18 protein-coding genes are annotated in these 20,039 nt (G+C 61.9%); 11 read left to right on the top strand and 7 right to left on the bottom strand.

Features of this window, described 5'->3' with window-relative positions:
* Positions 1-58: 58 nt before the first annotated feature.
* From dibA to NTD89_RS13530, 6 genes are all read left to right on the top strand, one after another.
* Entirely contained in the window at positions 59-1,969 is a 1,911-nt protein-coding gene (gene dibA, locus NTD89_RS13555) for a phosphodiesterase DibA (protein WP_262208193.1), read from the top strand.
* Between the two features lie 303 nt (positions 1,970-2,272).
* Positions 2,273-2,455 carry a sulfur starvation response protein OscA gene (gene oscA, locus NTD89_RS13550; protein WP_003170956.1) on the top strand — a complete coding sequence of 61 codons (183 nt, stop codon included), beginning with the start codon at positions 2,273-2,275 and terminating at the stop codon, positions 2,453-2,455.
* 74 nt (positions 2,456-2,529) lie between these two features.
* On the top strand, positions 2,530-3,540 hold the full coding sequence (locus tag NTD89_RS13545) for a sulfate ABC transporter substrate-binding protein (RefSeq protein ID WP_106577355.1): 1,011 nt from the start codon (positions 2,530-2,532) through the stop codon (positions 3,538-3,540).
* Between the two features lie 198 nt (positions 3,541-3,738).
* Entirely contained in the window at positions 3,739-4,557 is an 819-nt protein-coding gene (gene cysT / locus NTD89_RS13540; protein WP_003218141.1) for a sulfate ABC transporter permease subunit CysT, read from the top strand.
* A 13-nt stretch (positions 4,558-4,570) separates the two neighbouring features.
* On the top strand, positions 4,571-5,443 hold the full coding sequence (gene cysW / locus NTD89_RS13535; protein ID WP_003218139.1) for a sulfate ABC transporter permease subunit CysW: 873 nt from the start codon (positions 4,571-4,573) through the stop codon (positions 5,441-5,443).
* Positions 5,444-5,446: 3 nt separating this feature from the next.
* Positions 5,447-6,427 carry a sulfate/molybdate ABC transporter ATP-binding protein gene (locus NTD89_RS13530; protein WP_145159703.1) on the top strand — a complete coding sequence of 327 codons (981 nt, stop codon included), beginning with the start codon at positions 5,447-5,449 and terminating at the stop codon, positions 6,425-6,427.
* 121 nt (positions 6,428-6,548) lie between these two features.
* Here the strand turns inward: NTD89_RS13530 and NTD89_RS13525 are convergent, their stop codons facing one another.
* On the bottom strand, positions 6,549-7,076 hold the full coding sequence (locus NTD89_RS13525; RefSeq protein WP_262208190.1) for a DUF962 domain-containing protein: 528 nt from the start codon (positions 7,074-7,076) through the stop codon (positions 6,549-6,551).
* An 83-nt stretch (positions 7,077-7,159) separates the two neighbouring features.
* Between NTD89_RS13525 and NTD89_RS13520 the strand changes: the two genes are divergently transcribed.
* Both NTD89_RS13520 and NTD89_RS13515 read left to right on the top strand, forming a co-directional pair.
* On the top strand, positions 7,160-7,846 hold the full coding sequence (locus NTD89_RS13520; protein ID WP_262208188.1) for a Crp/Fnr family transcriptional regulator: 687 nt from the start codon (positions 7,160-7,162) through the stop codon (positions 7,844-7,846).
* Positions 7,847-7,884: 38 nt separating this feature from the next.
* Positions 7,885-8,250: a response regulator gene (locus NTD89_RS13515; RefSeq protein ID WP_119738264.1), complete on the top strand. Its 366-nt coding sequence runs from the start codon at positions 7,885-7,887 to the stop codon at positions 8,248-8,250.
* A gap of 458 nt (positions 8,251-8,708) precedes the next feature.
* Here the strand turns inward: NTD89_RS13515 and NTD89_RS13510 are convergent, their stop codons facing one another.
* Complete coding sequence (locus NTD89_RS13510) at positions 8,709-9,713, bottom strand: AraC family transcriptional regulator (RefSeq protein ID WP_145159709.1); 1,005 nt, start codon at positions 9,711-9,713, stop codon at positions 8,709-8,711.
* A 101-nt stretch (positions 9,714-9,814) separates the two neighbouring features.
* Between NTD89_RS13510 and NTD89_RS13505 the strand changes: the two genes are divergently transcribed.
* A complete protein-coding gene (locus NTD89_RS13505) occupies positions 9,815-10,894 on the top strand; it encodes a fatty acid desaturase (protein ID WP_262208184.1) in 1,080 nt (359 codons plus the stop codon).
* Here the strand turns inward: NTD89_RS13505 and NTD89_RS13500 are convergent.
* From NTD89_RS13500 to NTD89_RS13490, 3 genes are read right to left on the bottom strand one after another with little or no spacing between them, the layout of a single operon-like run.
* Positions 10,866-12,476: an arylsulfatase gene (locus NTD89_RS13500; protein WP_262208182.1), complete on the bottom strand. Its 1,611-nt coding sequence runs from the start codon at positions 12,474-12,476 to the stop codon at positions 10,866-10,868. The two genes, NTD89_RS13505 and NTD89_RS13500, sit on opposite strands and share 29 nt — an antisense overlap.
* 14 nt (positions 12,477-12,490) lie before the next feature.
* Positions 12,491-13,306, bottom strand: coding sequence for an ABC transporter ATP-binding protein (locus tag NTD89_RS13495; RefSeq protein ID WP_242201435.1), 816 nt, complete (start codon positions 13,304-13,306; stop codon positions 12,491-12,493).
* Complete coding sequence (locus NTD89_RS13490) at positions 13,303-14,901, bottom strand: ABC transporter permease (RefSeq protein WP_262208181.1); 1,599 nt, start codon at positions 14,899-14,901, stop codon at positions 13,303-13,305. The genes NTD89_RS13495 and NTD89_RS13490 overlap by 4 nt, the downstream gene beginning before the upstream one ends.
* Positions 14,902-15,189: 288 nt before the next feature.
* Between NTD89_RS13490 and NTD89_RS13485 the strand changes: the two genes are divergently transcribed.
* On the top strand, positions 15,190-16,191 hold the full coding sequence (locus NTD89_RS13485) for an ABC transporter substrate-binding protein (RefSeq protein WP_262208179.1): 1,002 nt from the start codon (positions 15,190-15,192) through the stop codon (positions 16,189-16,191).
* A gap of 97 nt (positions 16,192-16,288) precedes the next feature.
* On the opposite strand, the gene NTD89_RS13480 is transcribed toward NTD89_RS13485, so the two are convergent.
* Entirely contained in the window at positions 16,289-17,209 is a 921-nt protein-coding gene (locus NTD89_RS13480; RefSeq protein ID WP_262208177.1) for a LysR family transcriptional regulator, read from the bottom strand.
* A gap of 182 nt (positions 17,210-17,391) precedes the next feature.
* On the opposite strand from NTD89_RS13480, the gene NTD89_RS13475 reads away from it, so the two are divergent.
* Positions 17,392-18,297 carry a TauD/TfdA dioxygenase family protein gene (locus tag NTD89_RS13475; protein ID WP_262208175.1) on the top strand — a complete coding sequence of 302 codons (906 nt, stop codon included), beginning with the start codon at positions 17,392-17,394 and terminating at the stop codon, positions 18,295-18,297.
* A gap of 134 nt (positions 18,298-18,431) precedes the next feature.
* On the opposite strand, the gene NTD89_RS13470 is transcribed toward NTD89_RS13475, so the two are convergent.
* On the bottom strand, positions 18,432-20,039 hold the full coding sequence (locus tag NTD89_RS13470; protein ID WP_262208173.1) for an alkaline phosphatase family protein: 1,608 nt from the start codon (positions 20,037-20,039) through the stop codon (positions 18,432-18,434).

Here is a 20,039-nt window from a genome sequence, read left to right as displayed (position 1 = left end):
TCTATAATCCGCAGCCTTTGTAGGGCGATTTTGTTTTTTGGTAAGGATTACTGACCATATGCTGTTTTCATACCGAGGTGCCCTGCGTGTGGGGCTGGTATACCTGCTGGTTTCCATTGCGTGGCTCCAGCTCAGCCATCATCTATTGATCGACTTTCTCGATGACCCTTGGGAACTGGAGCGCTGGCTGCAGGTGCGCGGCTATGTCTGGGTGGGGCTCAGCGCGCTGACCCTGTCTCTGATTTGCGCCCGTTTTGCCCGTGCTCACCAACTGCAGCAGCCGCTGAAAGAAAACCGCGAGCGCCTGCGCCAGGCGGCTGCCGTGTTCGATTGCACCCGCGAAGGCGTGCTGGTCACCGACGCCCAAGGGTTGATCGTGCACGTCAATCGGGCGTTTATCGAGATCACCGGCTATCGCCGCGAAGACGTCATGGGCGAGCGACCAAGCTTGTTCAAGTCCGGGCGCCATTCGTCGAATTTTTATCAACAGATGTTCCAGACGCTGCAACGCACCGGCGAATGGAGCGGCGAAATCTGGAATCGGCGCAAAAGCGGTGAAATTTATCCACAGTGGCAAACCATCCGCGTCATCCAGGATGACCAAGGCAAGGTCAGCCATTATGTCGCCGTATTTTCCGATATCAGCGCGATCAAGGATTCCGAGCACGAACTGGCGCACCTCGCCCATCACGACCCGCTCACCGACCTGCCCAATCGCCTGCTGTTCACCGACCGCGCCGAGCAGGCGCTGGCCTCGGCGCAAGTGCACAAACGCGGCTGTGCCTTGCTGTTGCTGGACCTTGATCACTTCAAGATCATCAACGACAGCCTCGGCCATAACGTCGGCGACCAGTTGCTCAAAGCGGTCGGCGAGCGGCTCAAGGGGCTGTTCGGCCCCGGGGTGACCCTGGCGCGCCTGGGCGGCGACGAGTTCGCCGTGCTCGCCGAAAGTTGTCCACAGGTGGTGCAGGCCGCCGCCATGGCCCAGCGCATGCTCGACGCGATGAAGCAGCCGTTCATCTTTGACGGCCACCAACTGTTTATCAGCGCCAGTATCGGTATCAGCCTGTTCCCCAGCGATGCCCTGAGCGCCCAGCAGTTGCTGCGCAATGCCGATTCCGCGCTGTTCAAGGCCAAGAGTGCCGGGCGCGAAAGCTACGCGCTGTACACCGAAGAGCTGACCGCCCATGCGCAGAATCGCGTGGAAATCGCCAGCGAACTGCGCCGCGCCCTCGACCAGCAGGAGCTGCGCGTGTATTACCAGCCGGTGCACAACCTGCAGGGCAGCCGCCTGATCGGCGTCGAAGCGCTGGTGCGCTGGCAACACCCGGAGCGCGGTCTGGTGCCACCGGGCGATTTCATCCCCATCGCCGAACGTACCGGGCTGATTGCCGACATCGACGCCTGGGTCATGGACCAGGCCTGCCGCCAGATGTGCCAATGGCTGGCCGATGGCGCGCCGCTGAGTTTTATCGCGGTGAATGTCTCCAGCCGGCTGTTTGCCCGGCGCGAGTTGTACGAGCAAGTCGCCCAGGTGCTGCACGCCACCGGCCTCGATCCGGCGTTCCTGGAGCTGGAAGTCACCGAGAGCGCGGTGATGGATGATCCGGAAGTGGCCCTTGAGCAGCTGCACCGCCTGCGTGAACTGGGCTTGCGCCTGGCCATCGACGACTTTGGTACCGGCTATTCGTCACTGCTGCGCCTCAAGCGCCTGCCGGTGCAGAAGCTCAAGATCGACCAGGGCTTTGTCGCCGGGCTGCCATGGGATGAGGACGATGCGGCGATTGTGCGCGTGGTAATCGCCCTGGCGAAAAGCATGGGCATGCAGGTGCACGCCGAAGGCATCGAGCAAGTGGAACAGGCGCGGTTCTTGTTGGAGCAGGAATGCGATATGGGGCAGGGGTATTGGTTCGGGCGGCCGATGCCGGCAGGCGAAATTGATTGGGCGCGTGCGCCGGCAATCCGATAGGCACACCTCGGTCAATGTGGGAGCCGGGCTTGCCCGCGATAAGGGCCTTTCAGGCGAAATATTTCGTGCCTGACACACCGTCATCGCGGGCAAGCCCGGCTCCCACAGGCTTCAGCCGCGCCTGGGTATCAGTATTTTCAGTACCAAAACCTTCGCAACCCCACGTCCTGCCAGAAAATTCTTTCTGGTTATATAAACATTCTTAAATAGTATTTTTAAGAATATCCGCGCTTATCTACTATCGCCCTCACGCCGCAAGCAGTGCCGCCACTGCCAGGCACTATTCATTTCAGGAGCGAGACCATGAGCGCATCTCTACGTAGCGTCGACGGCCAGGACGAAGCAGCCATTTTGCGTGAGATCCAGAGCGCCTTGCGCGACCTGCGGTTTGGCGCGGTGGAAATCACTGTGCATAACGCCCAGGTGGTACAGATCGAACGCAAGGAAAAATTCCGTTTGCAGAACCCGGGTAACAAACCGAGCTGAGCAACAACGGCGATTCGCATGCTAGACCCGCAACTATAAGAAAAAGCCAACACCCAGAATTTCAGGAGCCTTCTATGTCGTCGATTCGCCGTTACGCCCTGGCCGCACTGGCCAGTGCCGTGTTTGCCGGTTCCGCTGTTGCCAAGGACTACGAGTTGCTCAACGTCTCGTATGACCCGACCCGTGAGCTGTACCAGGACTACAACGCTGAGTTCACCACCTTCTGGAAACAGTCCCACCCCGGCGACAACGTCAAGATCCAACAGTCCCACGGTGGTTCGGGCAAGCAAGGCCGTGCGGTGATCGACGGCCTGCGCGCCGACGTAGTGACCCTGGCCCTGGCCGGTGACATCGACGAAATCGCCAAATTGGGCAAGACCCTGCCGGAAAACTGGCAGACCCGCCTGCCGGACGCCAGCACGCCCTACACCTCGACCATCGTGTTCCTGGTGCGCAAAGGCAACCCTAAAGGCATCAAGGATTGGGGCGACCTGATCAAGAAAGACGTGTCCGTGATCACCCCGAACCCGAAAACCTCCGGCGGCGCCCGCTGGAACTTCCTCGCCGCCTGGGCCTATGGCCTGAAAGCCGGTGGCAGCGAAGCCAAGGCCCAGGAATACGTGAAAGAGCTGTTCAAGCACGTGCCGATCCTCGACACCGGCGCGCGCGGTTCGACCATCACCTTCGTCAACAACGGTCAGGGTGACGTGTTGCTGGCCTGGGAAAACGAAGCCTTCCTGGCGCTGAAAGAAGACGGCGGCGCCGACAAGTTCGACATCGTTGTACCTTCGCTGTCGATCCTCGCCGAGCCGCCAGTGGCCGTGGTCGACAAGAACGCCGAGAAAAAGGGCAACACCGAAATTGCCACCGAATACCTCAAGCACCTGTACAGCCCGGCTGGCCAGGAGATTGCGGCGAAGAACTTCTACCGCCCACGCGATGAGAAAGTCGCCGCCAAATACGCCCAGCAGTTCCCGAAACTGGACCTGGTGACTATCGACAAAGACTTCGGCGGCTGGAAAACTGCCCAACCGAAATTCTTCAATGACGGTGGCGTGTTCGACCAGATCTACTCGGCGCAGTAAGCCAAATTAAACTGTAGGAGCCAGCTTTCTGTGGGAGCCGGGCTTGTGTGGAAGCTGGCTTGCCTGCGATAGCATCACCCCGGTGTGACTGACACACCGAGGTGCCTGCATCGCGGGCAAGCCCGGCTCCCACAGAAGAGCCAGCTCCCACACAAGCTCGCTCCTATAGTGGTATCTACCCGCTAACCAAGGACTCTTATGTCGCGTCGTATTTCCCCCGTCATACCCGGCTTCGGGCTGACGCTGGGCTACACCGTGGTGTACCTCAGCCTGATCGTACTCATCCCCCTGGCGGCGATGTTTGTACACGCCGCTCAACTCACTTGGGATCAGTTCTGGAACATCATCTCTGCACCGCGTGTGCTGGCGGCGTTGAAACTGAGCTTCGGCACGGCGCTGTATGCCGCCATCATCAACGGCGTGATCGGTACGCTGCTGGCCTGGGTGCTGGTGCGCTACACCTTCCCCGGCCGCAAGATCATCGATGCGATGATCGACCTGCCCTTCGCACTGCCCACCGCCGTTGCCGGCATCGCACTCACTGCGCTCTACACCCCCACCGGCCTGGTCGGCCAGTTCGCCGCTGACCTGGGCTTCAAAATCGCCTACACCCCGCTGGGCATCACCCTGGCGCTGACCTTCGTCACGCTGCCATTCGTGGTGCGCACGGTGCAGCCGGTGTTGGCCGATATCCCTCGGGAAATCGAAGAAGCCGCCGCGTGTCTCGGCGCCAAGCCCTTGCAGGTGTTTCGCTACATCCTCGTGCCTGCGTTGCTGCCCGCCTGGCTGACCGGCTTCGCGCTGGCCTTCGCCCGTGGCGTCGGTGAGTACGGCTCGGTGATTTTCATCGCGGGCAACATGCCGATGAAAACCGAGATCCTGCCGCTGCTGATCATGGTCAAGCTCGACCAGTACGACTACCACGGCGCCACCTCCATCGGTGTGCTGATGCTGGTGGTTTCCTTTGTTTTGCTGCTGCTGATCAACTTGCTGCAGCGGCGCATCGAACACCCATAAGGAGGCGCGGAACATGTCCCAATCGTCTATTTCCGCCGCGTCTTCGGCCAACGCCGCCCGTCGTGGCAGCGCGGTGTCGCGACGCATCCTGATCAGCCTCGGCTGGCTGGTGTTCTTCCTGTTCCTGCTGCTGCCGCTGTTTATCGTGGTGTCCCAGGGTTTGAAGAACGGCCTTGGCGCGTTCTTCACCGCGATCCTGGAACCCGACGCGCTGTCGGCACTGAAGCTGACGGTGATCGCCGTGGTGATTTCGGTGCCGCTCAACGTGGTGTTCGGCGTCAGCGCCGCCTGGTGCGTGAGCAAATACTCATTCCGTGGCAAGAGCATCCTGGTCACGCTGATCGACCTGCCGTTCTCGGTGTCGCCGGTGATCGCCGGCCTGGTCTACGTGCTGATGTTCGGCGCCCAGGGCTTCTTCGGCCCGTGGCTGCAAGACCACGACATCCAGATCGTCTTCGCCTTGCCGGGCATTGTGCTGGCGACCATCTTCGTGACGGTGCCGTTCGTGGCCCGTGAACTGATCCCGCTGATGCAGGAGCAGGGCACCCAGGAAGAAGAGGCCGCGCGCCTGCTCGGTGCCAATGGCTGGCAGATGTTCTGGCACGTGACCGTGCCGAACATCAAGTGGGGCCTGATTTACGGCGTGGTGCTGTGTACGGCGCGGGCGATGGGGGAGTTCGGTGCGGTGTCGGTGGTGTCCGGCCACATTCGCGGCGTGACCAACACCTTGCCGCTGCACGTCGAGATCCTCTACAACGAATACAACCACGTTGCCGCGTTTGCCGTCGCGAGCCTGTTGCTGATCCTGGCGCTCTTCATCCTGCTGCTCAAGCAGTGGAGCGAGAACCGTATCAACCGCCTGCGCAAAAGCGCCGGTGAGGAATAAGTCATGTCGATTGAAGTCCGTAATGTCAGCAAGAATTTCAACGCCTTCAAGGCCCTGAACAGCATCAATCTGGACATCCAGAGTGGCGAGCTGGTGGCGTTGCTGGGCCCATCCGGCTGCGGCAAGACCACCTTGCTGCGCATCATCGCCGGCCTGGAAACCCCGGATGCCGGCAGCATCGTGTTCCACGGTGAAGACGTGTCCGGCCACGATGTACGTGATCGCAACGTCGGTTTTGTGTTCCAGCACTACGCGCTGTTCCGTCACATGACCGTGTTCGACAACGTCGCGTTCGGCCTGCGCATGAAGCCGAAAAACCAGCGCCCGAACGAAAGCCAGATCGCGGTCAAGGTTCACGAGTTGCTGAACATGGTGCAGCTGGATTGGCTGTCGGATCGCTACCCGGAACAACTCTCCGGTGGCCAGCGCCAGCGTATCGCTCTGGCCCGCGCCCTGGCGGTCGAGCCTAAAGTGTTGCTGCTGGATGAGCCGTTCGGCGCCCTCGACGCCAAGGTGCGTAAAGAGCTGCGCCGCTGGCTGGCGCGTCTGCACGAAGACATCAACCTGACCTCGGTGTTCGTGACCCACGACCAGGAAGAGGCCATGGAAGTCGCCGACCGCATTGTGGTGATGAACAAGGGCGTGATCGAACAGATTGGTTCACCGGGCGAAGTCTACGAGAACCCGGCCAGCGATTTTGTGTACCACTTCCTGGGGGATTCCAACCGCCTGCATTTGGGTGAGGACCAACACGTGCTGTTCCGCCCGCATGAAGTGTCGTTGTCGCGCCATGAACTGGAAGACCACCACGCGGCTGAAGTGCGGGATATTCGGCCGTTGGGCGCCACTACACGGGTGACGCTCAAGGTCGAAGGCCAAAGCGAGTTGATCGAGGCCGAAGTGGTCAAAGACCACGACAGCCTGACTGGTCTGGCGCGTGGCGAGACCTTGTTCTTCAAACCCAAGGTCTGGCAAAAAGCCTGATCCCACTGCAAAACCCCTGTGGGAGCGGGCTTGTGTGGGAGCTGGCTTGCCTGCGATAGCATCACTGCGGTGTGACTGATACACCGAGGTGCCTGCATCACAGGCAAGCCAGCTCCCACATTCAGACCTTGCTCGGCTTTAGATCGCGGCGTTCTACCGGGCCGGACCGCGCCTCAATCTGCTCCTTGATGTCATGCCGCAACCCCAGCACAAACGCCAACTCCGCGACCACAAACAACGGCCCCACAATCAATCCCGACACATCATCCACAAACGCCGGCTTCCTGCCTTCGTAGTAGTGCCCGACAAACTGAATCGCCCAACCCACCACAAACATCCCGATGCCGCTGCCCAGCCACACCGCTGTGCTCTGTGCCGCCAGCACATGCCCGGCCCACACCGCCAAGCCCATCAACACCGTCATCAGCACGCCCAGGGCCAGTTCCAGGCGCAAGTAAAACCATGCCGAAAACAGCGCGAGTAGCACTGCCGGAGATATCCACAGGCTACCGACGGCCCATTCGGGGCGCGACAACAGCACCGCCACGGCGACCACGATTAACGGGATACCGACAAAGTGGCTGGCGATATTGCGCGGGTCGCGGTGATAGGCGGCGTATTGACTGAGGTGCTCGACGAGGCTTTTCATTGTTGTTCCTCCTGTAGGATGCTTGATCATGCCCTGCCAGCCTGTGACTGACTGTCAGCTGGGCGACAATCTTCGGAGTTCGCATGGACACAGAGAAATGGCGCTCGCAGCTGGCCAGCGGTCATTGGTTCAGCCACTTGCCTGCCTCTTTTCAGCATAGCCTGCTGGCCAGTGCCCGGCAGCGCCAGCTGGCGGCGGGGCAATACCTGTTCAAGCGCGGCGACCCGCCCTGTGGCCTGTATGCGGTGCTCGACGGCACGCTGCGCATCAGCGCGGTGAACGAACACGGTAAGGAAGCGCTATTGAGCCTGGTAGAGCGGCCGTATTGGTTCGGCGAAATCTGCCTGTTCGACAGCTTGCCGCGCACCCACGACGCCTGCGCCGTGGGGCCGTGCACGCTGTTGCAGGTGCCGCAGCAGGCGCTGCTGAACATTCTTGATGAGTCCCCGCAGTACTGGCGCGACCTGGCCTTGCTGATGAGCCAGAAACTGCGCCTGAGCTTTATCAATATCGAGCACCTGAGCCTGATGCCGGCCTCGGTGCGGCTGGCGCACCGTTTACTGATGATCGTTGAAGGTTACGGCGATACCGAGCACTCAAAACGTGTGCTGCAACTGCCCCAGGAAGACCTGGCGGCGATGTTGAGCCTGTCACGCCAGACCACCAACGCCTTGCTCAAGGACCTGCAAGCCCAGGGCGTCGTGCGCCTGGGCTACGGGGAAATTGAAATCCTCGATGCTCATCGCTTGCGTGAGGCGGCGCAGACCTGAGGGTGATAGCCTGCAAACCTGATCAATCGAGGTGTGTTATGCGCGTGCTGTTAGTGGAACATGAAACCGAAGAGGCACAGCGGATGGCCCGGGGTTTGAACGAGGCCGGCTACACCGTGGAGGTCGCAGCCAATGGCATGGCCGCGTTGCGCTTCGTGGAGAGTACCGAGTACGAGCTGGTGATTCTGGATGTGATGTTGCCGGGCTTGAACGCCTGGAAGTTGCAGCAGGCTATTCGGTTGAAGGGCGAGACGCCGGTGTTGTTCCTGACCACGCCGGGCGGGATTGAAGACCGGCTGCGCGGGTTGGAATTGCATGAAGATGATTATTTGCTCAAGCCCTTTGATGCCAAGGCGTTGGCGGCGCGGGCAAGAAAGTTACTGCGCCGCGATCGTGGGCGCTGATTGATCCAGGATGTGCATGGCCTGATCCACCGCCTTCGCGAGCAAGCCCGCTCCCACCTTTTGATTTGTTAACGCACTCAAATGTGGGAGGGGGCTTGCCCCCGAAGGCGCTGATTGATCCAGGATGTGCATGGTCTGATCCACCGCCTTCGCGAGCAAGCCCGCTCCCACCGTTGACTGCATTCACACATCAAAATGTGGGAGGGGGCTTTCCCCCGAAGGCGCTGATTGATCCAAGACTTGCATGGCCTGATCCACCGCCTTCGCGAGCAAGCTCGCTCCCACCTTTGACTGCATTCACACATCAAGATGTGGGAGGGGGCTTGCCCCCGAAGGCGCTGATTGATCCAGGATCTGCAGGGCCTGATCCACCGTCTTCGCGAGCAAGCCCGCTCCCACCTTTTGATTTGTTAACGCAGTCAAATGTGGGAGGGGGCTTGCCCCCGAAGGGGCCCTACCTAACGCAACCCATCTCGAAACTGCCCCGGCGTCATCCCCGTCCAGCGCTTGAACGCCCGATTGAAACTGCTGGTATCGGCAAACCCAAGCAAGTGGCTGATCTCGGCCAATGAGCACTGTGGATCCCGCAAGTGCAGCAGCGCGAGATTCTCCCGACATTCATTGAGCAACGCGTCAAACCGGCAGCCTTCATCGGCCAGATGCCGTTGCAAGCTGCGCAAACTCAAATGCAACGCCTGGGCGATCCGTTCGGCACTCGGCTCACCCTCCGGCAATTGCGCCTCGATGGCCGCGCGCACCTTGCGCTCCCAGGTCAGCGGTTGCAGCTGGGCGAGGGTGCGTTTGAGCACGGTTTCATTGTGTTCGGCCAACTCCGGGTTGGCGTCATCCAAGTGGCTGTCGAAGTCCCGCGCGGCAAACTCCAGGCGGTCTTCCTCGGCGCCAAAGAACACCGGTGCGCGAAACACCGTGTGCCACGGCGTGGGATCGGCCGGCTCCGGGCGCTGCAGGTACACCGCCAGCGGCGCGTACTCACGGCCCAGCCGATTTCGGCAGGTGCGCACATAGATCGCTGCAAACGCATCAATCGCTTCCAGCGCCGGTGCCGGGCTGCCAACGGGTTGCAGCAGGCGAAAGCAATAGCGCTCGCCCTCTCGACTAAGCTCCAGCGTCAGGGCATCGCTGACCACTTGGTGATAACGCACGATCCGCTCGAACACCTCGCGCAAGCTGCCGCTGGCCACCAACGCATAACCCAGCGCATGAAAGGTGGTCGGGCTGACAAACCGCGACACCCGCAAGCCGATGGCCGGGTCGCCGCTGGCCTGCACGGCCAGTGCCCATAACCGAGTGGTGGCCGACAACGGATAGCGCGCGTTGGGGTCGTCCATCTGCTGCGGGTCGAGCCCGGCTTGCGCGCACAGGGCGGCGCTGTCGAGGTCCAGGGCGTCGAGCTGCTTGCGCAGGGCGCGGGTCCAGCTGGCGAGGGAAGTGGCTTCGGGCATGACGATTGGCGCTTGCGGTCAACAGGTTGGCGTGTGGGGCTGATGCCCTGGCGCACCGCTTGGGCCAGGATGCATCAATCAATAACCAAGAGGATGGAAGCATGGACGGTACTTCTGCAAGTCCCCAGCAGATGAACGCACAACAGCGTTCAGCGCATATCCGTGACGTGGTGCTCGCCGAAGGGGCCAGATTACGCCAGCAGCACCCCTGGCTGCGGCACCAGGACGCCCTGGGCGCGGGCATTCTGGCGTTTGCCTTGCTGGGCATGCTCGGCTCGGCGGCGCTCTACATCACCGGCCACATGGCGTGGTGGGTATGCCTGTTGCTCAATGCCTTCCTCGCCTCGCTGACCCACGAGCTGGAACACGACCTGATCCACAGCATGTACTTTCGCAAGCAACGCCTGCCCCACAACCTGATGATGGGCCTGGTATGGCTGGCGCGGCCGAGCACCATCAACCCGTGGATACGCCGGCATCTGCACCTCAATCACCACAAGGTGTCCGGCACCGAGACCGATATGGAAGAACGCGCCATCACCAATGGCGAACCGTGGGGCCTGGCGCGGTTGCTGATGGTGGGTGACAACTTCATGTCGGCGTTCATCCGCATGCTGCGCGCCAGGACCTGGAAGCACAAATTCAACATCCTCAAGCGCTCGCTGTTGGTGTACGCGCCCTTGGCGCTGCTGCATTGGGGCGCGTGGTATGTGTTTTTGGGCTTTCATGCGGCCAATGGCATTGCCAGCCTGATGGGCGCGCCGATCGCCTGGTCAGCTGGCACCTTGCAGGTGATGCAGGTGATCGACATCGCCGCCGTGGTGATCATTGGCCCCAACGTGCTGCGCACCTTCTGCCTGCACTTTGTCAGCTCCAACATGCACTACTACGGTGATGTGGAGCTGGGCAATGTGATCCAGCAAACCCAGGTGCTCAACCCGTGGTGGATGTGGCCGCTGCAAGCCTTTTGCTTCAACTTCGGCAGCACCCATGGCATCCACCATTTTGTGGTGAAAGAGCCGTTTTACATCCGCCAGATGACCGCCAGGGTGGCGCACAAGGTCATGCGCGAGATGGGCGTGCGCTTCAACGATTTCGGCACCTTTGCGCGGGCCAACCGCCTGGAACCGCAGGCCCGCACACAGGCCGGGCTCAATCCGGCTGAAACGGCGACGCGCTGAGCACCACGCCGGTCTCGTCCACGTACTGCTGCCAGTGGCCGATCAGGGTCTCGAGTTTGTCCGGGTGACTCAAGGCCAGATCATGGATTTCTCCGGGGTCCTGGCCCAAGTCATACAGTTGCCACGTCGCCGGCCCTGCCGGGCCTGGGATGTACACGGCTTTCCATTGGCCCTGGCGAATCGCACGGCGGCCGAACAGCTCCCAGCCGGTGACGGTATGTTCGTCGTGCACCTGGGTGGTCTCGCCGGACAAAAAGCCCAGCCACGACTTGCCCCGCAACGGCGCCACTGGCTTGCCGCGCCAGTGCTTGCCGGGGTGGCGTACACCGGCCAGGTCCAGAATCGTCGGCGTAATATCCATCACCGTGCCGAACCCATGGCTGATCCGCCCGTTGAGTGCCAGTGGCGGGTAATGCACCAGCGCCGGCACCCGAATGCCACCCTCGGTGGTAAACGCCTTGAACAGCCGCGAGGGCGCGGTCGCCACCTGCGCCCATGACGGCCCGTACCAGACGTAGGAGTTGGCACGGCCGATGTTTTCCAGGCTGTTGTCGTAATGCTGGTTGAGATAGGTCAACAGCTGCGGCCCGAACGTGGGGAAGGCTTCCAGCAGCGCGCCCTCGGCGCCGTTATCGGACATGAACACGATGAAGGTATTGTCCAGTTGCCCCTGGCGGCGCAGGTACTCCACCACCCGGCCGATGTTCCAGTCCATGCGCTCGACCATCGCCGCATACACTTCCATCGCGCGGGCCGAGAGCTGGCGCTGTTCATCGCTCAAGGCCGCCCATTGGGTGTTCAGCTCAATCAGCGGATGCGGCTCGACATGGGCGTCGATCAACCCCAGCGCCTTGAGCTTTTCCAGGCGTTCCAGGCGCAGCACTTCGGGACCGGCGTCGTAGCGGCCACGGTATTTTTCGACAATGTCCGCCGGCGCCTGCAACGGCCAATGCGGCGCCGAAAACGGCAGGTAAGCGAAGAACGGCCGCGCCTGGTCGCGCTCCTTGAGGTACTGCAGCAGCTTGTCGCCAAACGCATCGGAGGAATAGAACCCCTCGGGCAGTTGCGCGACGAAGGTGTCGTCCTCGATGTACAGCGCCGGGGTGGATTTGAGCAAGCCTGGCGTGTCGTCGTCATAGGTCGGCTCAAAGCCATAGTGGTTGGCGGCGCCGGGCAACAGTGAGAACGACCGCTCGAACCCCCGCGCATGCGGCGCCAGTTCGGCGGTGAGGCCCAGGTGCCATTTGCCGCTCATCAAGGTCTGGTAACCGGCCTCGCGCAGCAGCTCCGGCAGCGCCACGACGTTGTCGTTGAGGTAGCCCTCGTAACCCGGTTTGCCGATCAGCTCCGGCGTGAGCGCCTCGGCCATGGTGCCGATGCCAGCGATGTGATGGTCGGTGCCGGTCAGCAGCATCGAGCGCGTGGGAGAGCAGGTCGGCGCGGTGTGGAAGTCGGTCAGGCGCAAACCCTTGAGCGCCAGGGCATCCAGGTGCGGCGTAGAGATTTCCCCGCCAAACGCACCGAGGTCGGAAAAACCCATGTCATCGGCCAGGATCACGAGAAAATTGGGACGTTGCGGCATCACGGCACTCCTCTTCAGCAGGCAATAAAGGCCAGCGGCAGGTCGCGAATCTGTTCGCGCACGGGCGGCTGATAGTGGTCATCGCTGATCAGTTCATGCAGCAGTTCTTCGCGCAGCTGGTGGAATTCGAAGCTGCTGCGCTGGCGCGGATGGGGCAGGGCGATATCGACGATTTGCTTGATCCGCCCAGGCCGGGGCTCCATCACCACCACGCGGTCGGCGAGGAAAATCGCCTCTTCCACGTCGTGGGTCACCAACACCGTGGTGATCCTGGCGCGCGCGCGGATCGCCAACAGCTCGTCCTGCATTTGTTGGCGGGTCAGTGCGTCAAGGGCGCCGAACGGCTCGTCCAGCAGCAGGATGCGCGGGCTGGCGACCAGGCCACGGGCGATCGCCACCCGTTGCGCCATGCCGCCGGACAGCTGATGGGGATAGGCGCGGGTGAAGTCGCTCAGGCCCACCAGCTCGATAAAGTCGCTGATGCGGCGGTTGCGCTCGGCTTCGCTCAGCGGCTCGTTGACCAGACCCAGGCCGATGTTTTGCGCCACGGTCAGCCAGGGGAACAGGCGGTGCTCCTGGAACACAATGCCGCGCTCGCCGCCGATGCCGTCTACGGCCTTACCGTCGACCTGGATGTCGCCGCGAAACTGCGTATCGAGCCCCACCAACAGGCGCAGCAGGGTGGATTTGCCGCAGCCGCTGGAGCCGACAATTGCGACGAATTCGCCCTCGGCAATCTCCAGGTTGAATTCACGAATGGCTTCCAACGCGAAGCCGTCGACGTCGAAGGACTTGCCCACATGGTTGAAGCGGACGATAGGTGCGTTCATGCGTGTCTCCAGCGGGTGGCGCGGGTTTCGATGCGTTGGCCGATAACATTGAGCGTGGCGCCGGTAAGGCCGACCAGCAGCATGCCGCCCATGATCACGTCCATGCGCAGCAGTTGCTGGGCGCCGATCATCAGGCTGCCGATGCCGCCATTGGACGGCATGAAGTATTCCGCGCCGATGGTGCCGAGCCAGGCGTAGATCAGGCTCAGGCGCAGGCCGGCGAAAATCCCCGCCGCCGCGCCTGGCAACACCAGACGGCGCAGGCGTTGCAACAGGCTCAGGCGCAACACTTGCGCGGCCTCGCGCAGTTGCGGCGACAGGTTGAGCACGCTGCGTTGGGTGGCGATAAACAGCGGGAAAAACGCGGCGAGTGCGATAAACACCGACTTGGCCAACTCGCCCAGGCCGAACCACGCGGTGAGCAATGGCACCCAGGCAAAAATGGCGATCTGGCGCAGTGCGGCCAAGGTCGGGCCGAGTACGCGCTCACTGCGTCGCGACAGCCCCAGCCACAGGCCCATTGCAAAGCCCAGGCCGCCGCCCAGCAGCAGGCCGCCCAGTGTGCGGCCCAGGCTTTTGCCCAGGGCGCCGGACAGGCTGCCATCCCGCACGCCGGCGCCTGTGGTTTGCAGCACCGTCCATGGGCTGACCAGAATATTGGCGTCCACCCAGCCCTGCTGCGTCGCCGCCTGCCACAACGCTACCAACAGCAGCGGCAGTAACCACGGTTGCAGGCGCTGCCAGCCTTGATAGCGCGGCCCGCGACGAATCTGCGCGGTGGCCGGGTGCGGCCAGTGCACCCATTTGCGATCCAGCCAGCCGATGCCGCGGTCCATCACCACGCCCAGCACGCCGATGACCACGATGCACACGAACACGATGTCGAGCATGAACAACTGGCGCGCCCAGACCATCAGGTAGCCGATGCCTTCACTGGACGCCAGCAACTCCACCGCCAGCAACGACGTCCAGCCGGCTGCCAAGGCCAGGCGTACCCCGGCCATGAATGCCGGCAGCGCGGCGGGCAGGATCAGGCGGCGGATCAACAGGTGCGGGGGCAGGCGCAGCACGCGGGCGGCTTCACGCAGGTTGGGCTGGGCATCACGCACGCCGACCAGGGTATGCAGGGTGACGGGCACTACGATTGCCTTGACCAGCACCACCAGTTTCAGGGTTTCGCCGATGCCGAAAAACACCATGAACAGCGGAATCCATGCCAGGGTCGGCACTTGCGACAGCGCGCTGAAGGTTGGAAATATCAGGCGCTCCGCGCGGGCGCTGAACCCCAACAGCGCGCCCAAAAGGGCGCCTGCGCCGACACCGGCCAGCAGCCCCCAGAACAAACGCTGCACGCTGATCGCCAGATGGCTCCACAACTCGCCGCCGGCCAGTTCCACGGCGCTGCTCCAGACCAGCGAGGGCGGCGGCAGAATCTGCTCGCTCATCCAGTGATTGCGGCTGGCCAGCCACCACAGCGCAAACAGTCCCAGCGGCAGCAGCCAGGGTATGAGGCGTTCGCTCAATGTCGGCCAGCGCGGCGCGGCGTCTTTGCCGGTGGCCGCCAGAGGTAGGCTCAGAAGTGAAATTCGGGCCATGGAGGACCTCCGTTGTCGCCGTGGGCGTTATGTGATTTCGATCTTATAAAAATGCAATCAAGATGATTGTGGGATAAGAAAAATCATTTAAAGCCTCTGTCCGACACGCATCCAATGCATTCGAAGAATATTTTCAATGCTGTTTATGCATATCCCTCTGGAGCCTGCGTTTTAGCTCGCATAGTCCAAAAAGCTATTAAATTGTGAATTTATAGTATTTAAAGTTTTGATCGGGCTGTGCCTACTTTCTGCTCCCCAGGCGACCGTCGCCCACCAGGAGCTGCGCTTATGAAACTGCCCTTCAAACGTCTGATCAGCCTGTTCGCCGGCACCGCCCTGGCGGGGTTGGTGCACGCTGCCGATCTCACGGAAATTCGCATCGCCGTGCCCGACCTCAGTGCGGGCAGCCAGCACAGCGGCGGTGGGGTGACCGATGTACTGCAAAGTCAGCAGATCTTCGAAAAGGCCTTTGCCGACCAAGGCATCAAGATTCAGTGGAATTACTTCAAGGGCGCAGGCCCGGTGATCAATGAGGCCTTTGCCAACGGCCAGGTGGACCTGGCTTACCTGGGCGACCTGGCGGCGATCATCGGTCGCTCCAATGGCCTGGACACGCGCTTGCTCAGCGCCTCGGCGCGTGGCGTCAAGCATTACCTCGCCGTGGTGCCAGGCTCCGGCATCAAGACCTTGCAAGACCTCAAGGGCAAGCGCGTCGCCGTGTTCCGCGGCACGGCCAGCCAGTTGTCATTCGACACCGCGCTGGCCAGCCAGGGTTTGAGTGAGAAGGATCTGAAAGTCATCAACCTGGACTTCAGCGCCGCCATTGCCGCCCTGGCCGCCAAGCAGATTGACGCCACCTGGGGCGGTTCAGGCCTCACGGCGCTGCAAGCCAAGGGCCTGGCCGAAATACCGCTGACCACCAAGGACATCGGTGGCGCCGGCAGCGTGCAGGCGGTGCTGGTGGGCAGTGCCAAGTTTGTGGATGAACACCCTCAAGCCGTGGCCACGTTGCTCAAGGCTCAGCAGCAGGCGGTGCAGTGGTTGACCGATGACAACAACAAGCAGGCTTACATCGACCTGGTGTCGGGGTTGGCCAGTTACCCGCCGGTGATCCTGACCAACGATCTGAAAGACCAGAAACTCAGCGAGATTTTCCCCTCGACCCTGGACCCGGTGTTCCTCGGCAAATTGCAGGACGCGGTGGACTTGGCGTCCAAGGAGCGGCTGATCCGCAAGTCGTTTCAGGTGAGTGATTGGGTGGCGCCGAACTTGGCGGCGGCGGGGCTCTGAGGCTGGTGGTGGCTGGGTTATCGCCATCGCGGGCAAGCCCGCTCCCACAGGGGAATGTATTCCAACTGTGGGAGTGGGCTTGCCCGCGATGAGGCCTTCAAACCGCCACACTCACCTCCTGCCTGTCCACCGCCACCAACGTCTCAATCATCGCCTTGGCCGCCGGCGACAACCGCGATCCGGTGCGGCTGACAATCCCGCAACGCGCGCTCATGGTCTCCAGGTTCTGCGGCAGGTTGCGCCAGTGCAGCAGCATCAGCGAGCCCTGGGCGATGTCTTCGGCAAACGCCTCTTCAGTGCCCACGCCAATCGCATCGGACTGCAGCACGATCTTCACCAGCGCCGGGAAATGCTCGGTCTGAATGCTCGGTGAAAAGTCCATGCGCCCACTCAGGTTCGCCAGCAGTTTGCGAATGCCCTGGGAGATCAACGGTGAGGCCAGCGGGTAGTCGAACATGTCGTTGGTCGACAAGCTGTCCTTGGCCAATAGCGGGTGCCCCGGTCGGCAAAAAAACACCCCGCGCTTGGGCGTCAGTGCGCGGGTCTGGAAGTTCGGGTCGGCTTCGAACTGGCGAATGTCGGCGATAAAAAATTCGATCTCTTCACGGCTCAAGGCGCGGCTGAGTTTCTCCCAGTTGTCCACCTGGAAACTGGTGCGGATTTTCGGGTGCGCACCGATAAACCGTGCCACCGCATCCGGCACCAGTTTCACGGCCGGCGCCGGGCCGGTGCCAAAGCGCAGGTCACCGGCATCGAGTTTGGTCATGCGCGTCACTTCACTGCTCAGCAGGGCGGCGCCATGCACCAGGCTCAAGGCGTGTTGCAGCACCACCTGGCCCTCGGGCGTGGGGCGCAAATCCTTGTTGCCGCGATCGACCAGCACGCAGCCGAACTCTTGCTCCAGCCCTTGAATGCTGCGGCTGAAGGCGGGTTGGGTGATGCCCATGGCGTCCGCTGCGCGCACGAAACTGCGGTGTTCGTTGAGGGCGATGAAGTAGCGCAGTTGGCGAAGATCCATATGCTTTCCCGGCATTTGAAAAATAGGTCGAAGGCATTTGCGACCCAGGGAGCTGAGGTTTTAAATGCAAGCTATTATTCCGTCAACGAAGCATTGATTCATTTGATAGATCTAAAATGCATATCAATAGAGCGTTGCCGGAAAGCATCCCCACCATCAGCAGGCACATGAGGGTCTTCACCATGAGCAACGCCGCATTAGCCGTTCAACCCGTCGCCCAGGCGCTGGACATCCACCCGGTTGCTGGTCGCATCGGCGCCGAGATCCGTGGCATCAAACTGTCCGGTGACCTGGATGCCGCCACCGTCGACGCCATCCAGCAAGCGCTGGTGCAGTACAAAGTGATCTTCTTTCGCGAGCAGACCCACCTTGATGACCAGAGCCAGGAAGCCTTCGCTCACCTGCTCGGTGAGCCGATAGCCCACCCGACCGTGCCGGTGCGCGACGGCACGCGGTTCCTGCTGGAACTGGACGGCACGCGCGGCCAGCGCGCCAACTCCTGGCACACCGACGTGACCTTCGTCGACGCCTACCCGAAAGCCTCGATTCTGCGTTCGGTGCTGGCGCCAAAATCCGGTGGCGATACGGTATGGGCCAACACCGCCAGTGCCTACAACGACCTCAGCGTCGAGCTGCGCGCCCTGGCCGACAACCTGTGGGCGATACACAGCAACGAATACGATTACGCCGGGCGCAAGCCGGACGTAGCGGTGGAAAAGCTTGAGGAGTACCGCAAAATTTTCACCTCTACGGTGTACGAAACCGAACATCCAGTGGTGCGTGTGCACCCGGTCAGCGGCGAGAAAACTTTGCTGCTGGGGCACTTCGTCAAGCGCCTCAAAGGTTATTCCCAGGCGGACTCGACGCAGCTGTTCAACCTGCTGCAAAGCCACGTCACCCGCCTTGAAAACACCGTGCGCTGGCGCTGGAATGCCGGCGACGTAGCGATCTGGGACAACCGCGCCACCCAGCATTACGCGGTGGATGACTACGGCACCCAGGAACGCATCGTGCGCCGGGTAACGCTCAAGGGCGACGTGCCGGTGGGTGTGCAAGGGCAATCCAGCAAAACCACCAAAGGTCTCTAAGCGAACCCAGTTCCAAATGTCGGAGCAGGTCTGTGTGGGAGCTGGCTTGCCTGCGATAGCATCGCCGGGGTGTGTCTGATACACCCAGGTGCCGGCATCGCAGGCAAGCCAGCTCCCACATGGGTTTTTGGTGTTTACCAGACGCCTATCTGCACGACCTTCTCTGCCTCTGGCTCACCATACCGAAAGCGTTGGCCACGCAGCGCGATCTCTGCATGGCTGATAGTGGTGCGCCGTTTCAACCCGCGCAGCCACTCAAACAAATACCCCACGTGCGTCTCGCGCACCGCCGCATAGGCCGGGTCGGCGCCCAGGTCGTGCAACTCCTGTGGATCATTTTCCAGATCAAACAGCTGTGGGCGAAAGCCGTCATACGCCAGGTACTTCCAGCGCTCGCTGCGCACCATGGTCATGCGGCAGCGGTCGATGGGCTGCTCCAGACGCTCGCGGGCCGGGGCCTGGAACGCATAGTCGTATTCGGCGATGGCGTAGTTGCGCCAAGTGATGTCCTTGCCGTGCAACAGCGGGATCAGCGAGCGGCCCTCCAGGCGGTGGTCAGCCGCTGGCAGTCCCAGGGCGTCGAGGAAGGTTGGCAGGGCGTCGATGGTTTCCACCAGGCGTGCGTCCACTGAACCACGGCTGATGTCGGCGCTGGCGCGCGGGTCGCGCACGATCAGCGGAACGCCCACCGCAGGCTCCAGCAGAAATTCTTTTTCACCGAGGAAGTGATCGCCGAGGAAGTCGCCGTGGTCGCTGGTGAACACGATCAGCGTGTCGTCCCAACGGCCGTTACTTTGCAGAAAATCGAACAGCCGCCCGAGTTGATCGTCGACCTGTTTGATCAGGCCCATGTAGGTCGGAATCACCGTCAGCCGCACCTCATCACGGGAGAAATTCAGGCTCTCCTGGTGCTGGCGGAAGGCGTGGTAAACCGGGTGATCGCTCGTGTGTTCAGGTTGAATGGGCGCCTGGATATGCTCGGCGCCATACAGCGCGTGGTACGGCGCCGGGGCGATATAGGGCCAGTGCGGCTTGATGTAGGACAGGTGCAGGCACCACGGCTGCTCGCCGTGTTCGGCGATAAAGTCGATGGCGCGGTCGGTGGTGTAGACGGTTTCCGAATGCTCCTGCGCCACGCGCGCAGGCTTGCCTGAGTGACGCATGTGCCAGCCGCTGAGGATTTCACCGTTTTCACCGGCGGCGGCATTGGCCCATTCATGCCACGGGTTGCGGCCGTCGTAGCCCTGTTCACGCAGGTAATGGGTGTAAGGCGCGGACTCGCGTTTGTCGTCGAACAGTGGGCTGTCTGGGTAAATGCCGTCGTGGCGCATGTACGCGTCAAACCCGACCTCATTCAGCGGCTCGGCCTGCGCGCTGTCGGGGTCGATCTTCAGGCGCTGCAGGGCGTCCAGATTCGGCGTGGCGTGGGTCTTGCCGACCAGTGCGGTGCGGATGCCATGGGGGCGCAGGTAATCGCCAATGGTCAGCTCTTCGAGCGGCAGCGGCACCGCGTTCCACGCCACCTGATGGCTGCTGACATAGCGCCCGGTGTAGGCCGACATCCGCGACGGCCCGCAAATGGTGCCCTGGGTGTAGGCCCGGCTGAAGCGCACGCCGGCAACGGCGAGGCGGTCGATATTCGGCGTGTGCAAATGCGCATGGCCGTAGCACGACAGGTAATCGCGGCGCAGTTGGTCGCACATGATGTACAGCACATTGCGCACGGGGTTTGGTTGAGACAT

This window comes from Pseudomonas sp. 14P_5.3_Bac1 (assembly GCF_025466135.1).
GTDB lineage: Bacteria > Pseudomonadota > Gammaproteobacteria > Pseudomonadales > Pseudomonadaceae > Aquipseudomonas.
Note: the sequence above shows the minus strand (reverse complement) of the source record. Positions and strands in the feature narration are given on the sequence as shown.

Excerpts from the sequence above, each read along its gene's own strand:
- NTD89_RS13495 (WP_242201435.1), bottom strand. The coding sequence starts at position 13,306 with ATGAACGCACCTATCGTCCGCTTCAACCATGTGGGCAAGTCCTTCGAC.
- NTD89_RS13530 (WP_145159703.1), top strand. The coding sequence starts at position 5,447 with ATGTCGATTGAAGTCCGTAATGTCAGCAAGAATTTCAACGCCTTCAAG.
- NTD89_RS13485 (WP_262208179.1), top strand. The coding sequence starts at position 15,190 with ATGAAACTGCCCTTCAAACGTCTGATCAGCCTGTTCGCCGGCACCGCC.
- NTD89_RS13520 (WP_262208188.1), top strand. The coding sequence starts at position 7,160 with ATGGACACAGAGAAATGGCGCTCGCAGCTGGCCAGCGGTCATTGGTTC.
- cysT (WP_003218141.1), top strand. The coding sequence starts at position 3,739 with ATGTCGCGTCGTATTTCCCCCGTCATACCCGGCTTCGGGCTGACGCTG.
- NTD89_RS13545 (WP_106577355.1), top strand. The coding sequence starts at position 2,530 with ATGTCGTCGATTCGCCGTTACGCCCTGGCCGCACTGGCCAGTGCCGTG.
- NTD89_RS13510 (WP_145159709.1), bottom strand. The coding sequence starts at position 9,713 with ATGCCCGAAGCCACTTCCCTCGCCAGCTGGACCCGCGCCCTGCGCAAG.
- NTD89_RS13490 (WP_262208181.1), bottom strand. The coding sequence starts at position 14,901 with ATGGCCCGAATTTCACTTCTGAGCCTACCTCTGGCGGCCACCGGCAAA.
- NTD89_RS13470 (WP_262208173.1), bottom strand. The coding sequence starts at position 20,039 with ATGTCTCAACCAAACCCCGTGCGCAATGTGCTGTACATCATGTGCGAC.
- NTD89_RS13480 (WP_262208177.1), bottom strand. The coding sequence starts at position 17,209 with ATGGATCTTCGCCAACTGCGCTACTTCATCGCCCTCAACGAACACCGC.
- oscA (WP_003170956.1), top strand. The coding sequence starts at position 2,273 with ATGAGCGCATCTCTACGTAGCGTCGACGGCCAGGACGAAGCAGCCATT.
- NTD89_RS13505 (WP_262208184.1), top strand. The coding sequence starts at position 9,815 with ATGGACGGTACTTCTGCAAGTCCCCAGCAGATGAACGCACAACAGCGT.
- NTD89_RS13500 (WP_262208182.1), bottom strand. The coding sequence starts at position 12,476 with ATGCCGCAACGTCCCAATTTTCTCGTGATCCTGGCCGATGACATGGGT.
- NTD89_RS13475 (WP_262208175.1), top strand. The coding sequence starts at position 17,392 with ATGAGCAACGCCGCATTAGCCGTTCAACCCGTCGCCCAGGCGCTGGAC.
- dibA (WP_262208193.1), top strand. The coding sequence starts at position 59 with ATGCTGTTTTCATACCGAGGTGCCCTGCGTGTGGGGCTGGTATACCTG.
- cysW (WP_003218139.1), top strand. The coding sequence starts at position 4,571 with ATGTCCCAATCGTCTATTTCCGCCGCGTCTTCGGCCAACGCCGCCCGT.
- NTD89_RS13515 (WP_119738264.1), top strand. The coding sequence starts at position 7,885 with ATGCGCGTGCTGTTAGTGGAACATGAAACCGAAGAGGCACAGCGGATG.
- NTD89_RS13525 (WP_262208190.1), bottom strand. The coding sequence starts at position 7,076 with ATGAAAAGCCTCGTCGAGCACCTCAGTCAATACGCCGCCTATCACCGC.